The organism is Streptomyces clavuligerus (genome assembly GCF_005519465.1).
GTDB lineage: Bacteria > Actinomycetota > Actinomycetes > Streptomycetales > Streptomycetaceae > Streptomyces > Streptomyces clavuligerus.
The window spans coordinates 285,753-299,319 of record NZ_CP027858.1 but is presented as its reverse complement, the minus strand read 5'-3'; the positions used below and the strand labels follow the sequence as shown (position 1 = coordinate 299,319).

Annotated in this window: 12 protein-coding genes; 8 read left to right on the top strand and 4 right to left on the bottom strand. The window is 70.6% G+C overall.

Annotated features, from left to right (window positions below):
• Positions 1–204 precede the first annotated feature (204 nt).
• Complete coding sequence (locus CRV15_RS01160; RefSeq protein WP_003962674.1) at positions 205–1,260, top strand: type III polyketide synthase; 1,056 nt, start codon at positions 205–207, stop codon at positions 1,258–1,260.
• A gap of 10 nt (positions 1,261–1,270) precedes the next feature.
• Here CRV15_RS01160 and CRV15_RS01155 read toward each other — a convergent pair whose 3' ends face one another.
• A complete protein-coding gene (locus CRV15_RS01155) occupies positions 1,271–1,765 on the bottom strand; it encodes a transglycosylase SLT domain-containing protein (RefSeq protein ID WP_009998116.1) in 495 nt (164 codons plus the stop codon).
• A 677-nt stretch (positions 1,766–2,442) separates the two neighbouring features.
• Here CRV15_RS01155 and stsA point away from each other — a divergent pair.
• The 5 genes from stsA to CRV15_RS01135 all read left to right on the top strand — a co-directional run bounded on the left by stsA (position 2,443) and on the right by CRV15_RS01135 (position 6,278).
• Positions 2,443–2,556, top strand: a complete 114-nt coding sequence (gene stsA, locus CRV15_RS37660; protein WP_009998118.1) for a StsA family sactipeptide RiPP — start codon at positions 2,443–2,445, stop codon at positions 2,554–2,556.
• 107 nt (positions 2,557–2,663) lie between these two features.
• Positions 2,664–4,142 carry a StsB family radical SAM/SPASM domain sactipeptide maturase gene (gene stsB, locus CRV15_RS01150; RefSeq protein ID WP_003962676.1) on the top strand — a complete coding sequence of 493 codons (1,479 nt, stop codon included), beginning with the start codon at positions 2,664–2,666 and terminating at the stop codon, positions 4,140–4,142.
• A gap of 27 nt (positions 4,143–4,169) precedes the next feature.
• Complete coding sequence (locus tag CRV15_RS01145) at positions 4,170–4,511, top strand: HPr-rel-A system PqqD family peptide chaperone (RefSeq protein WP_003956343.1); 342 nt, start codon at positions 4,170–4,172, stop codon at positions 4,509–4,511.
• Positions 4,504–5,472 carry an ABC transporter ATP-binding protein gene (locus CRV15_RS01140; RefSeq protein WP_003956344.1) on the top strand — a complete coding sequence of 323 codons (969 nt, stop codon included), beginning with the start codon at positions 4,504–4,506 and terminating at the stop codon, positions 5,470–5,472. The genes CRV15_RS01145 and CRV15_RS01140 overlap by 8 nt, the downstream gene beginning before the upstream one ends.
• Positions 5,469–6,278, top strand: a complete 810-nt coding sequence (locus CRV15_RS01135) for an ABC transporter permease (RefSeq protein ID WP_003956345.1) — start codon at positions 5,469–5,471, stop codon at positions 6,276–6,278. The genes CRV15_RS01140 and CRV15_RS01135 overlap by 4 nt, the downstream gene beginning before the upstream one ends.
• Before the next feature lie 7 nt (positions 6,279–6,285).
• Here the strand turns inward: CRV15_RS01135 and CRV15_RS01130 are convergent, their stop codons facing one another.
• Together CRV15_RS01130 and CRV15_RS01125 are read right to left on the bottom strand one after the other, a co-directional pair.
• Positions 6,286–7,551 (bottom strand): L,D-transpeptidase, encoded by a 1,266-nt coding sequence (locus tag CRV15_RS01130; RefSeq protein ID WP_003956346.1) that lies wholly within the window; start codon positions 7,549–7,551, stop codon positions 6,286–6,288.
• Positions 7,552–7,679: 128 nt separating this feature from the next.
• Entirely contained in the window at positions 7,680–9,854 is a 2,175-nt protein-coding gene (locus tag CRV15_RS01125; protein ID WP_003962677.1) for a transglycosylase domain-containing protein, read from the bottom strand.
• Positions 9,855–10,483: 629 nt separating this feature from the next.
• Between CRV15_RS01125 and CRV15_RS01115 the strand changes: the two genes are divergently transcribed.
• Positions 10,484–11,932: a WGR domain-containing protein gene (locus CRV15_RS01115; protein WP_003956349.1), complete on the top strand. Its 1,449-nt coding sequence runs from the start codon at positions 10,484–10,486 to the stop codon at positions 11,930–11,932.
• Between the two features lie 93 nt (positions 11,933–12,025).
• Here CRV15_RS01115 and CRV15_RS01110 read toward each other — a convergent pair whose 3' ends face one another.
• Positions 12,026–12,748, bottom strand: a complete 723-nt coding sequence (locus CRV15_RS01110) for a DUF2690 domain-containing protein (RefSeq protein WP_003956350.1) — start codon at positions 12,746–12,748, stop codon at positions 12,026–12,028.
• A gap of 457 nt (positions 12,749–13,205) precedes the next feature.
• Here CRV15_RS01110 and CRV15_RS01105 point away from each other — a divergent pair, with 457 nt between their 5' ends.
• Positions 13,206–13,535, top strand: a complete 330-nt coding sequence (locus CRV15_RS01105; RefSeq protein WP_129555048.1) for a hypothetical protein — start codon at positions 13,206–13,208, stop codon at positions 13,533–13,535.
• The last annotated feature ends 32 nt before the right edge of the window (positions 13,536–13,567 follow it).

The following is a 13,567-nucleotide window of genomic DNA, read 5'->3' as shown; positions in this document are numbered from 1 at the left end:
AGCGGTCCGAAGTCCGCCGCACGACCGGCCCCCCGGTCCCGAGGTGGAACATCCCTTCCGGGCGGCCGGGCCGCGCGCCGTCAGCCGGGTCTCGACCCGGCTTCCGTATGCGCCGCGGCCGCCGCCGGGAGGGCGGACTTCCGACCCGGTCAGGGCCCCTGAGGGCTCGTCAGAGGGGCCATCCTGCGCTAGAAGAAGACTCCCATGGCAGTACTGTGCAAACCGGCCATAGCCGTACCCGACCACATCATCACCAACGAGGAGACCCTCGAACTGGCTCGGAGACTGCACAGCGACCACCCACAACTCGCTCTGGCATGCAGGCTGATCGAGCACACGGGGGTACGCAAGCGGCATCTGATCCAGCCGATCGACGAGGTGCTGAAGCACCCGGGGCTCGACGCGCGGAGCGCCACCTACGAGACCGAGTCCAAGGCACGCGTGCCCTCGGTGGTGCGCCGCGCGCTGGACCAGGCGGAGCTGGAACCCGATCAGATCGACCTGATCATCTACGTCTCCTGCACCGGCTTCATGATGCCGTCCCTGGCCTCCTGGCTCGTCAACACCATGGGCTTCAGGGCGGACACCCGCCAGCTCCCGATCGCCCAGCTCGGCTGCGCGGCGGGCGGCGCGGCCGTCAACCGGGCCCATGACTTCTGCACCGCCTACCCCGGCACCAACGTCCTCATCGTGGCCTGCGAGTTCTGTTCGCTGTGCTACCAGCCCACCGATCTCGGCATCGGATCGCTGCTGTCCAACGGCCTCTTCGGGGACGGGATAGCCGCCGCGGTGGTCCGGGGCGAGGAAGGCACCGGTATGCGGCTGGAGCGCAACGGCACCTACCTCATCCCGCACACCGAGGAGTGGATCTCCTACGCGGTGCGCTCCACCGGCTTCCACTTCCAGCTCGACAAGCGGGTCCCCGGCACCATGGAACCGCTGAGCCCGGCGCTGCGCGCCCTGGCCGAGCAGCACCAGTGGAACGCCGGCAAGCTGGACTTCTACATCATCCACGCGGGCGGACCGCGCATCCTGGACGATCTGAGCCGCTTCCTGGACGTGCCGCCCGGGGCCTTCCGCCACAGCCGGGCCACGCTCACCGAGTACGGCAACATCGCCAGCGCCGTCGTGCTCGACGCCCTGGGACGGCTCTTCGACGAGCAGTCCGCCCTCGACGGCCACCACGGCATGCTGGCGGGCTTCGGCCCCGGCATCATCGCCGAGATGTCCCTGGGCACCTGGGTGTCACCGGAGTCCTGAGCCCGGTCGGTCAGTAGGCGCCGAAGACGTTGTCGATGGAGCCGTAGCGGTCGGCCGCGTAGTTGGCGGCGGCGACGATGTTGGCCACGGGGTCGAACGGGTCGGCGGAGGTTCCGTCGACCCGGTAGGCGGCGAACGTGGGGTCGATGACCTGGAGCAGCCCCTTGGACGGGGTGCCGTTGACCGCGTTGATGTCCCAGTCGTTGATGGCCAGGGGGTTGCCGCTGGACTCCCGCATGATGTTGCGGTGCAGTCCCTCGTAGCTCCCCGGGATGCCGTTGAGCCGCATGATGTCGAGCGCCTCCAGGATCCAGCCGTCCAGGTTGTCCGGGTAGACCGTGGCGACCCCGACGGCGGGAGCGGCGGGGGCCGGGACGGCGGTGGCCGACGCGCCGGTGGGTATCAGGGCGAGGGCGAGGGCCGCGGCACCCGTGACCACGAGACCTCCGGTGACGGATCTGCGGGCGGCGGACCGGCGCCCCGTGCGCATGCTGAGGACGGACATGGCGGAACCCTTCGGGTGGGGAGAGCCGCACACGGAAGGGAGCCTCACTGCGCTCCGGTGGCGGCGGTGCGCAGATTCTTAGCGGTGCGGGGAAGCGGTGACAACGCCCCGAGTGCTAGGCGGAATAGTGGATCTCCGTCCCGGCGGGGCCCGTCCACCGGGGGGCCGTGCCGTTCCCGGGTCCCGCGGGGCACTAAACACCTTCGTATGTGATGTGCGTCCCACAGCGGATATGAGACGGACATATCTACCCATTGATGGGAAATTCGGTCGATGGATTCCTGAGTGGTCTCCAGGGAAACCCCGGTGTTGCGGGAGCGGATTTCCCCGCCCTCTCCCCGCCCCCTCCCTGTCCTCTCCCCGCCCTCTCCGGTTCTCTCCGAGATCCCATGAGTGCCCCGGAACGGTAAGGAGCCTTCCGGAAAGGGTGAATCCGGACTGCTGTCTTCCTGGTTGACTTGCGTCACCACTGCTTCAAAACTGTCTTCCCCCGGGCCACGGAAATCAGCCGGGAACGCAGAAGCCCGCCTGCCGTCCGTCAACGGTCAACGATCGAATACGCGCGTTTCTCTCTTCCGTACCTGTCGGCCCGCCCGAATCCTGACCTTCCTGTCGGGATATTTCTGTGCCCGGAACGGCAAGGGCCACCGTCATCGAGGGAAAGGACACACATCACCGTGAAACCTGTCTGGATCAAGCCCGAGGTGCTGCCCATCGAGTTCGGCGCCGTCCAGTCGTGTTCCTGTTCGTGCGGCGGCAGCTCCGGAGCGGGCGCCGGAGAGGCCGCCTGACCCGGACCGTCAGGGCGGGGGCGGCGGTGCCACCGTCCGCCCCCGCCCGTCCGGGGACCGCTCCCGAACGCCCCGCCCGCCCCGACCGCCCAGGACAAAGGTGACGGATGAAGCTGCTGGAACAGTGGGACGCGCTGGTCGTACCCGAGGACCTCGTCTATTTCCTGGACCGGACGTCCGGCGTGCGGCTGGTCGCCAACCCCGAGCTGGCGGCCTGGTGCACCCTGGACGAGCGGGAGGCCGTGCTGCTGCGGGCCCTCGCCGGGCGCGACCGGCCGGACGGGCCGCCCCCGCCCCCTGCCGATCCGATGTGGACGGAGCGCACCCTCGCGAAACTGGTGCTGAAATGGCTCGTCTATCTGCCCGGCCGCCGACCGGAGGTACGGGTCCCCGACCCCCCGCTCAAGCTCGTCTACTACGCCATCACCGACGGCTGCAATCTGCGCTGCCCCTACTGCTATGCCTCGTCCGAGAAGTGTCTGCCCGGTGAGCTGAGTCCCGCGGAGTCACTCGCCCTCGTGGACCAGATCGCGGACATGGGGGCGCGGACCCTCATTCTCACCGGCGGCGAACCCATGCTCCGCAAGGACCTCTTCGACGTCGCCGAGCACGCCCGCGAACGCGGTCTCTCCGTCAATATGATCACCAATGGCACCATGATCAGAAAGCCGGAGACCGCCCGGCGGATCGCCGACCTCTTCGCCCTGGTGACCGTGAGCATCGACGGCGGTACCGCCGAGCTGCACGAGCGGACCCGGGGCAAGGGCACCTTCGCCCGCACGGCACGGGGTCTCTCCCTGCTCAACGACGCCGGTGTGGTCCCCGTGATCAACCATGTGGTGACCCCCGACAACGTCGACGCCCTCGACGAGGTCTGCCGCTTCGTCTCCGGCCTCAAGGTCCGGCGGGTGCGGCTGATGCACCACTCCGACCTCGGCCGCGCCGCCGACGACGGCTATGACTTCGGCTGGAGCGACTTCCAGAAGGTGCAGCAGTTCCTCTGGACGGACCCCCGCGCCGACAATCTGCTGCCCGACGGCCCCCGCGCCGCCAAGCCCTGCTCCATCACGGGCAACTGCGGCATGGGCGGCAACGAGATCTACCTCGACTCCCTGGGCGACGTCTACCCCTGCAAACTCGTCACCCGGGAGGTCCACCGCGCGGGAAACATCCGGGAGAAACCCCTCACGGAGCTGTTCCACTCCCCGCTCTTCGCCTCGCTGCGCGGCAACAGCGTCTTCCACGGCGAGAACCTGAGCGACTGCCGCCGCTGCTACATCCGCGGGGCCTGCGGCGGCGGATGCCGCGGCTACCACATGGCGGAGACGGGCGACATCCACCGCAACGGCCGCCACCTCTGCCGCATCCTGCGCCGGTCCATGGTCGCCAACTGGTGGCAGGCCGTGGGCACCCCGTCCGGGCGGCTCGCCGAGGACCCCGACGGGCTGATGCTCCCGAGGCTCGTCCGCGACGACACCGTCCACCCCGTCCACGAGGACTGGAGGACCCCGGGCCGCAGACTGCTGCCCGTCCTGTCGGCCTCCGGCACCCCCGGCGCCGGCTGCCGGACGACCACCGCCCCCTGACGCGGGCGCCGAGCGAAGGGAAGCGCGATGCCGCACCGGATCGCCGCCGACGTCGTCTGGATGTCCGACGACGGAGAAGTCCGCCTGTACGACCCCGCGTCGGGCGAGTTCCAGACCCTCAACAGCACCGCGACCGAACTGTGGCTGCTGATCGCCGAAGGCCGGGACACCGAGGACATCGCCGCCGAACTCGGACGGCGCTACGGCGCCGAGGACCCCGGACAGCTCGACGAGATCACCCGGGACGTCACCGAGTTCCTGACCCGGCTCACCCGCCAGGGGCTGCTCACCACCGACGAGCAGGAACCACCGGGCGCCGACGGCGGCGGTCGGCCCCCGCACGGCGCGCAAGCGGTGGCCGATGTCTGAACCCCGTCCGGGCCCGCCCGCCGTCCACGTGCACGACCTCGTCAAACGCTACAAGGGCATGGACCGCGACGCCGTCCACCACCTCTCCTTCGACATCGAACAGGGCGCCGTCATCGGCCTCCTCGGCGCCAACGGCGCGGGCAAGACCACCCTCACCAAACTCCTCTGCGGCGTCACCACCCCCGACCGGGGAAGCGTCCGCATCTTCGGCGCCGACCCCGCCGCCCGCGGCGGCCGGGCCAAACGCGCCATCGGGGTCGTCCACCAGACCGGCCCGTTCGACATGATGCTCAGCGCGCTCGACAATCTGCGGATCGCCGCCCGGTTCAAGGGACTGCGATGGCGCGACACCCAGGAGTCCGCGACCGGCGCCCTGCACGCCTTCGGCCTGGAGAAGAAGGCGGACCAGCTCGTCTTCACCCTCTCCGGCGGCGAACTGCGCCGCCTCCAGATGATCCGGGCGCTCCTCGGCACCCCGCCGCTGCTGATCCTCGACGAACCCTCCGCCGGACTCGACGTCACGGGCCGCCGCCAGGTGTGGAAGCTGCTGGCCGACCTCCGCCGACAGCACGGCACCACCGTCCTGTGGACCAGCCACTACGTGGAGGAACTGGAACGCAACTGCCGACGGGTCCTCATCATCCACGAGGGCCGCCTGGTCGAGTACGCGCCCCCGCGCACCCTCGCCGAACGCTTCGGCGGACAGATCGCGCTCGTCCGCCCGCTCAGCGCCCACGACACCGAACGGCTCGCGGGCGCGCTCGGCACCCGCCCCGACGGACACCCCCTGCGGGTGGCGGTCAGCGACGGACGGGTCGAGATCGCGGGCCGGGACATGCGCACCCGGCTGCCCTCCCTGCTCACTCGGGTGACCGACCTGGGTATCGGCATCGACACCGTCGAGTACCGCACCCCCTCCCTGGAGGACGCTTTCCTCGCCCTCGTGGGGGCCGACCGATGACCACCGACCTCGCCGGACCGCCCACCACCCGGCCCTCCCCGCTCCGCGGCGGACTGGCCGCGACCATGTACCGCGAGTACTGCCTGCTGACCCGCAACCGCACCAATCTGCTGCTCGCCGTCGTCCCCAGCGCGGTCTATCTGCTGCTCTTCGCCACCTCGCTGGCCAACCTCGTCGGCGAGGTCCACCACGAGGGCAGGACCGTCGGCTACGCCGAGTTCACGGTGCCCGCCCTGCTGCTCTCCTCGATGCTCGCGGCGGCCACCACCGCGGGGACCTCGCTCTTCCAGGAACGCATGGGCCGGATGGACGTCGAGCTGTGGTCCCACCCCCTCGGACACGGCGGCTACGTCCTCGGCAAACTGCTCGTCAGCACCCTGCTGATCCTGGCGCAGAGCCTCGCCGCGCTCCTGGTCTCCCTCGCCGTCTTCGACTTCCGCTGGCCGGCCGCGCACTGGGCGGCCGTGCTCTGCGCGACCGCCCTCGCCTCCCTCGCCTTCAACGGGCTCTATCTGCTGCTCGCCACCCGCTTCTCGGACTTCCGCCGCTTCAGCGTCACCATCAACGTGGTCGCCCCGGTGCTGCTCTTCTCCAGCCCGTCGTTCTATCCGCTGGACCGGATGGCCCCCGTCCTCCAGTGGCTGTCCTGGGCCAACCCGGTGACCTACGGGATCAGGGCCGTCCGGGACGGGGCCCTCCTCGGCTTCGGCGGTGCCTGGCCCTGGCTGCTGGTCCTCGCCGGGATCGCCGCCGTCACCGGTCCCCTGCTGGGCCGCTCCCTGGTGGTGCGGGCGCGCGAGCTGTGAGCCCCGTTCAGCTCAGGGCGCTGCGCTTCTTCCACTCCTCGTAGGACACGTTCCAGTTGCTGAAGCCGTTGCCCTGGTCGGGGATGCCCTTGGTGTCCTTTCCGGTGACCGTGACCGGGTCGCCCTGCCGGATCTGCGCGTAGAAGGTGGACGCGTTCTCGGTGCTCATGCCGATGCAACCGGAGCTCGCGTTCTCGTTGCCGAAGTAGCGGGCGTTCCACGGAGCGGCGTGCACGAACAGCCCGGACCAGGTCAGCCGCGCGGAGTACTTGACCATCTTGTCGTAGGCGTCGCCGAGGCCGACGGTCTCGGAGCGCATGTTGACGGTGCCCTCCTTGACCATGACGGGCATGATGCCCTTCCAGGTGCGCGTGTCACCGTTCGGGTCGCCACCGGAGATGGGGATGGTCCGGACCGTCTTGCCGTCCCGCTCCAGGGTGAGCTTGTAGGAGTCGAGGTCGACCTTGATCTCCTGGCGGGCGCCCACGGTGAAGCTGTTGTCGTAGTCCCGGACGAACCAGCGGCCGTTCCCGGAGTCGATGCCGCTGAGCGGGGCCTTCAGGGTGACCTTGGTGCCGGGCTTCCAGTACTCCTTGGGCCGCCAGTCGATCCGGTCCCGGCCGGAGTTCCACTCCTTCACCCAGCCCCAGGAGCCCTCGGTGTCGTTCGAGGTGACGACCTTGAGCTGCTTCTCCACCTCGGCCTTGTTGGTGACGGGGTGGTCGAAGGCGAGCGAGATCGGCTGGGCGACGCCGACCGTGCCGTCGGTGCCCCTGGTGCCGGGCCACCAGTCCACCGTGTTCGTCCGCTCCGCCTTGGCGGTGGAGAAGGATGCCTGCTCCGTGCCCTTCGTGCCGCCCTCGGTCGTGGTCCCGGCCGTCACCCGGTAGGTCGCGCCGGGAGCGGCCCTGCGCTCCGAGGTCCACACCGTGTTCCCCTCCGACAGCGTGCCGCCGACGGACTTCCCCTTGCCGTCCGTCACCGCCACCGAGGTGAGGGTGCCGCCCCGGGCGGTGACCCGTATCGGCTCGCCCGCCCGCGCCGTCTGCCCGGCGGGGGTCACGGTGACGGCGGCGGGCTTGCCGCCCGCCTTCGCCCCGCCCGCCTTGTCGTCCGATGCCGCGCCGGAGCTGTCCGCCGTGCAGGCGGTGAGCGCGAGCGGGGCGAGCACGGCGGCTGCCACCGCGAGACGCGCGGAGGGGTGACGGACAGGGCGCGCGGATATCGGACGCAAGGGAACCTCCGTGGGGAGCCGGTGGTCTGCGGAGCGCACCGGGTGTGGATGTGCGGATGTGCGGGGAGCGGATGCGTGCGGTTGACGCGGGAAGGGCGCGGACGGCGGGTCCGGCGGGCGGGTCGCCGCCGGACCCCGGGCCGTCGGCGCGGGCGGGCCGCCGGGGCTCAGCCGCCGACGAGGGCGGAACCGTCCGTACCGGTGGGCCCGCCGCCACCAGGGGTCCCGGCGGTCCCGGGGCCACCGGCGTCGTCGGTGGCGTCGGGCTTCGGGACATCGGGGATGTCCACCCGGTTGAAGGACTGCGGCGACCCGCCCGCGAGCGTGCCGGTCATGGCCTCGCGCCAGATCGAGCCGGGAACGTCACCGCCGAAGACCTTGGCCTTGAGCTGGCCGCCGATGGAGATGTTGTACATCTTCACCTGCTGGCTGGGGCTGCCGACCCAGACGGCGCCCGAGAGGTCGGGGGTGTAGCCGACGAACCAGGCGTTGCGCCGCTCGTCGGTGGTCCCGGTCTTGCCCGCGCTGTCGCGGCCCTCCAGACCGGCCCGGTCGCCGGTGCCCCGGTCGGACATCACCCCGCGCAGCAGCGAGTTGATGGTGTCCGCGGTGCGCTCGCTCATCGCCCGCTCGCACGTGGCCTTCGGTATCTTCAGCTTCTTGCCCTCCGCCGTCCGTGCCGAGGTGATGGCGACGGGCGTGCAGTAGGTGCCGCGGGCGGCGAACGCCGCGTACGCGCTCGCCATGGTCAGCGGGGACATGCCCTCGGAGCCCAGGGTCATCCCGGAGGGGGTGAAGGAGAGCTTCTGGCCGTTGCCCACGACCAGGCCCAGCTTGTCGGTCAGCTCCTTGACCGGGCAGAGGCCGATGTCCTCGACCATCTGCACGAAGTAGGTGTTGACCGACAGCTCCATGGCCTCCTTGAGGCCGTACGGGCCCTTCTCGCTCAGCAGCTCGTTCTGCACGGTGAAGCCGCCGTCGTTCTTCCACGGCTTGCCGCTGGTGCAGGTGTCGACCCGGTCGGGGTAGCGCATCGAGTATGGCGAGGAGTACGTCCGCGTCAGCGGCACCCCCTGGTCGATGGCCGCTGCGGCGGTGAAGGGCTTGAAGGTGGAGCCGATCGGGAAGCCGAAGTTCGACCCGTCCATCTTCTTGTCGACGGAGTAGTTGATCTGGGTCTCGTGCTTGCCGAAGCCGTACGCCCGCGACTGGCCCATGGCGAGGATCTTGCCGGTGCCCGGCTCGACCAGGGTCACGGCGGAGGCCACCGTGTCGGAGGCGTTGACGTAGGTCTCCATCGAGTCCTGGGCGGACTTCTGCGCCTTCGGGTCGAGGGTGGTCCTGATCGTCAGACCGCCCTGGTTCCACAGCTTCGCCCGGTCCTCGCGGGTCTTGCCGAAGGCCGGGTCCGTCAGGAAGACGTTCCGCACGTAGTCGCAGAAGAAGCCCGCGCCCTGGTCGGCGGTGATGCAGCCGTTCTTGGGCCTGCTGATCCTGAGCCCCAGCGGGCTCGCCTTGGCCCGCTGCGCCTCGGCCCGGGTGATGTCGCCGACGTCGGCCATCCGCTGGAGGACGATGTTCCGGCGCTTCCGGGCCTCCTCCGGGGCGTTGACGGGGTCGTAGCGGCTGGGGGACTGGACGAGGCCGGCGAGCAGGGCCGCCTCCTCCAGGGTGAGGTCCTTGGCGCGCTTGGAGAAGTAGCGCTTGGAGGCGGCCTCGACGCCGTAGGCCTGCTGGCCGAAGAAGGTGATGTTGAGGTAGTTCTCCAGGATCTTCTTCTTGCCCAGCTCCTCCTCGACCTGGATCGCGTACTTCAGCTCGCGGATCTTGCGGCCCGGGGTCTGCTGGGTGGCCTCGGCGAACTTGACGGGGTCGTCGCCCGCCTCCTCGACGAAGACGTTCTTCACATACTGCTGGGTCAGCGTGGACGCGCCCTCGGCGACACCGCCCGAGCGGGCGTTCTTGTTGAGCGCGCGCAGCACACCCTTGAGGTCGATCGCGCCGTGCTGGTAGAAGCGGGCGTCCTCGACCGCGATGATCGCCTGCTGCATGTACGGGGAGATGTCCTTGAGGGGCTTCTCCGTGCGGTCCCGCGAGTAGACCGACGCGATGAGGTCGCCCCGGGCGTCCAGGATGCGGGTGCGCTGGCTGAGCGGCGGAGCCACCAGATTCGCCGGGATGTCGTCGAACTTCTTGACCGCGCCCTTGGCCGCGACCCCCACCAGCCCCGCGCCCGGCAGGGCCATCCCGGCCAGCACCACTCCGGAGAGAGCGCTGACGGCGAGGAACTTCGCGGCCTGCCGGGCCCCCGAAGGACCGTCGCCCGGGCGTGTCTTCTGCATCAACCAACCTCATCCGTTGTCGGGGGTCCGGTGGGCGGGCGCCGTGTGCGCACCGGCCCGGCGCTCTCCGGTGCTTCCCCGGTGTTCTTCGATGTCCGTGTGCGTCCTGCTGCGGGGGACGGGGGGTCCAACGGCCTCGGGGACATGTCCCCCGGCTGGTCAACCCCCTGGCACCCCTGCTCGGTTGCCTCCGTGGCCCGGGCCGTCGCCCGGTCGGCCGCCGGACCCGGCACAAGGCTGCCGGGAGGCGCCGTTCAGGGCACGGGGCCGCCGATGACCGCTCCGATCAACCGAGGAGCGTAATCCGATAATTCATCATATCTCTCATAAAATATGCGCTGGTCATCGCATCCGTGCCGAGTGGGGTGCCGTCCGGCGGCGCCACCGGACGCCGGGGCGGCCGGTGGCCCGACCGGGCGCCGACGGCGGCGCGCGAACGGGTGCGACGACTCCTACGATCAACCAGACGGTCGAGGCCCCCTGTCCGGTTGCCCTGATCCGGCGGAAATCTCAGAAGGTGTTCCCGCCCCTGGTCGGGGGCGGTTGTCAGTGGTGCCTCCTACTCTTCTGGGCAGTGGGAACGAGCGGCCAGAGAGTGCCCGTTCCGCCTATTGGGGAGGGGTATGTCTGTGTCCGGTTCGACGACGTATCTGGAGCTGTCGCAGGAAGGTGGCGGCGCCCACAAGTTCTACGAGGTGACCGTCGAGGGCACGGTGGTGTCCGTGCGCTACGGCCGGATCGGGGCCGCCGGGTCGACCCAGGTGTCGTCCTTCCCCACGGTGGAGAAGGCACGGGCGGCAGCGGCGAGGAAGGTCGGGGAGAAGGTCCGCAAGGGCTACGCCCCGGCGGTGCAGGGGGCGCGGGCGGCCCGTCCGGTCACCCGCAGGCAGGTCAGCTCGGCGCCCTCGACGGCGCGCTCGACGGCGCCGGTGCTGTGGCGCTTCCGCACCGGATCGGCGGCCTTCGGCATCCATGTCTCCGAGGACAGCTGCTGGGTCGGCAACCAGGCGGGCGATGTGTACACGCTCAGCCACGGGGGCGAGGTGCTGGCCCGCTACTCCCTGCCGGACGGCGTGAAGTGCCTCGTCGCGGACGACTTCTGGATCTACGCGGGGTGCGACGACGGCACGGTCTACGACCTCTCGTCCAAGCTGCCGTTCGGCGCCTACACCATCGCCCCGGACGTGGACATCTTCTGGCTGGACATCCACGAGGGCGTGCTCGACGTCTCCGACGCCCAGGGCAAGCTGACGGTCATCGACCACGAGGACGAGCACCAGTGGTCCCGCAAGTCCGGCGGGCCGTACGGCTGGATGGTCCGCGCCGACGGGCGGGCCGTCTACCACGGCCACGCGGCGGGCGTCACCGCCTACAGCCCGGACGGCTCGGGCGAGCTGTGGCACACCAAGACGCGCGGCGGGGTGCTGTTCGGCTGGCAGGAGGCCGACGCGGTGTACGCGGCCACCTCCAACAAGGTGGTCCAGCGGCTGTCGAAGGAGAGCGGGGCGGTGCTCGCCACCTACGGCTGCGACGCCTCCGTGTACTCCTGCGCCACGGCTCCCGGCGGTGCCTATGTCTTCGCGGGTGACTCGTCCTCCTCCGTCTACTGCTTCGACGCCGAGGGGAACCGGCTGTGGAAGCTCGGCACGGGCAGTGGCTCGGCGCTGTCCATGCAGTATCTGGACGAGCGGCTCTACATGGTCACCACGGACGGCTCCCTGGTCTGTGTCGACGCCACGGACGCCGCGATCGCCGCCGCGCAGCAGGGCACGGTCCCCGTCGCCCGGGACGTCAAGTCCGCCGCGGCGCTGCCGACCTACACCCCCGCCGCCTCCCCGATGTCGCTGGCCACGGTGACGGCCGCGCCCGCGGACGGGATCGTCGTGCAGTGCGTCCAGGAGGGCTCCCGGGTCCGGGTCCATGTCGTGGCAGGCGCGGGCCAGGGCTACGACACCGGGTGGAACGTCCAGTTCCCGCGCGGGATACGGGAGCCGGGCGCGCGCTATGTGGTCGACGCGCTGCACCCCGCGGCAGGAGGGTTCTACCGGGTCCGCGGTGAGATACGGCGGCTGATCTGACCGGGCCACCGGCCGGACGCCGGGCCTCCGCCCCGGAGGGCGGGGCCGGTCCGTCCGGCCGGGTACCGGGTTTCCGGGGCGGAGGGGCGGCCGTCAGGGGCGGAGGTCCCCGGGGCCCGCGCTGATCCGCAGTTCGTGCCCCCGGGGGATCTGCTGTTCGGGATATCCGTTCACGGCCACCGCGACGGCCTGGAGCGACAGCTCCTGACCTCCGCTGCGCACATCGACGGCGAGCATCGGTGTGTATTTCGTACGACCCGACTCCACGGCCGCTCTGTGGAGCCGGGTGGGTGAGGAACTGACCGTCACGGTGTCGCCCTGACCGGCGCCGGTGAGTTTGCCCCAGACGGTGGAGCAGCGGGCGCTGTAGCGCAGTTCCAGCCGCATGACGTCCTTCCACTCCTCCTTCACCGTGAGCGCGTCCGCGTCGCAGTGGGTGGTCCTGGGGTCGAGCCCGTGGCAGACCTCTCCGGCACAGGTGGGTTTCGCCACGGCCCGGACGGAGACCGCCGGGGTGGGGCGGTTGTCCTCGGGAGCGGGGTCCGTGCCGCCGTTCACCAGGGCGCCGACACCGACGGACACCACCGTGCCCACCACGGCGACGACGATCGCGCCCACCAGGGTCTCGGGGCCGTACCGGCGCCACCAGGGGAGCCGTCGTGACGGCTCCGCTCCACCCCCACCGGTGCGGCCGTCGGGGGCGGTGCGGCCGGTGCGCCGCGGGTCCTCCGTTTCCGTGGAAGGAGGTGACGGATGGTTTTCCCGGCCCGGCGCACCGCTGTTTCCCTGGTTTTCCCGATGTTGTTCCTGTGTCATGGATCATCCCCCATCCCCATGCCATTCCGAACTCCGGTTCGACATGGAAATCACCAGTAGGGAAAAGGCTACCGGTCCGGTCCCCTTCCACCGCCCACCCGGAATTCCCCTGTGCGAAATCAGCGATACCAGCGGTCCGGAGGTGGCCGTTCCAGGACTGTTTCGGGGGCTCGACCGGCCTTCCGCGGCCGGGGGCGGGTACCGGGGCCACGGATTCCGGAGGGAAAAGCCGCCGGACCCGGGCCATCCCCGGTGCGGGGTACGGCGGTTTATCGGATGACGTCATTTTCATCCTGGAGAGGTGTGGTGCAAAAACAGACGAAGGGCGGGAGCCCCGGCCCCGGTCGCGGTGGCTCCGCTCACCGGACTCACCGGACTCACCGGGTGGGTGGCCGCCGCACCGGCCCGGTACCGGACAGGCCGTCCGGTACCGGGCCGGGGCAGCACGGCGGCGCGGGTGCCGCTTGTCACCGGTGACACGGCGGTCGTGACCGGTACGGGCGGGGTGGCGCGCGTCGAGCCCGGACCGGGCCGGAAGGGCGCCCCCGTGCGGATCACCCGCAGGCGCGACCGGACGTTCGCCGTACCGGTGGACGCACGGCGGCTGATCCGCGAAGGGCGGCTGGGCGAGCGGCTGTTCGACAGCACGGAGCCGAGCAGGCCGGAGTACCGCGAGCGGAACGGGCACGGGCTGATCGTCCGCCACCGGGGGCGGCCACCGCGACCCGCGCGGCGGTCGACCGGGCCGCCGGGGCCGAACGGAAGGGGCGGTTCCTCTCCCGGCTGAACGCCCGCCCCCCCCGCGGGTCGCCGAAGCCG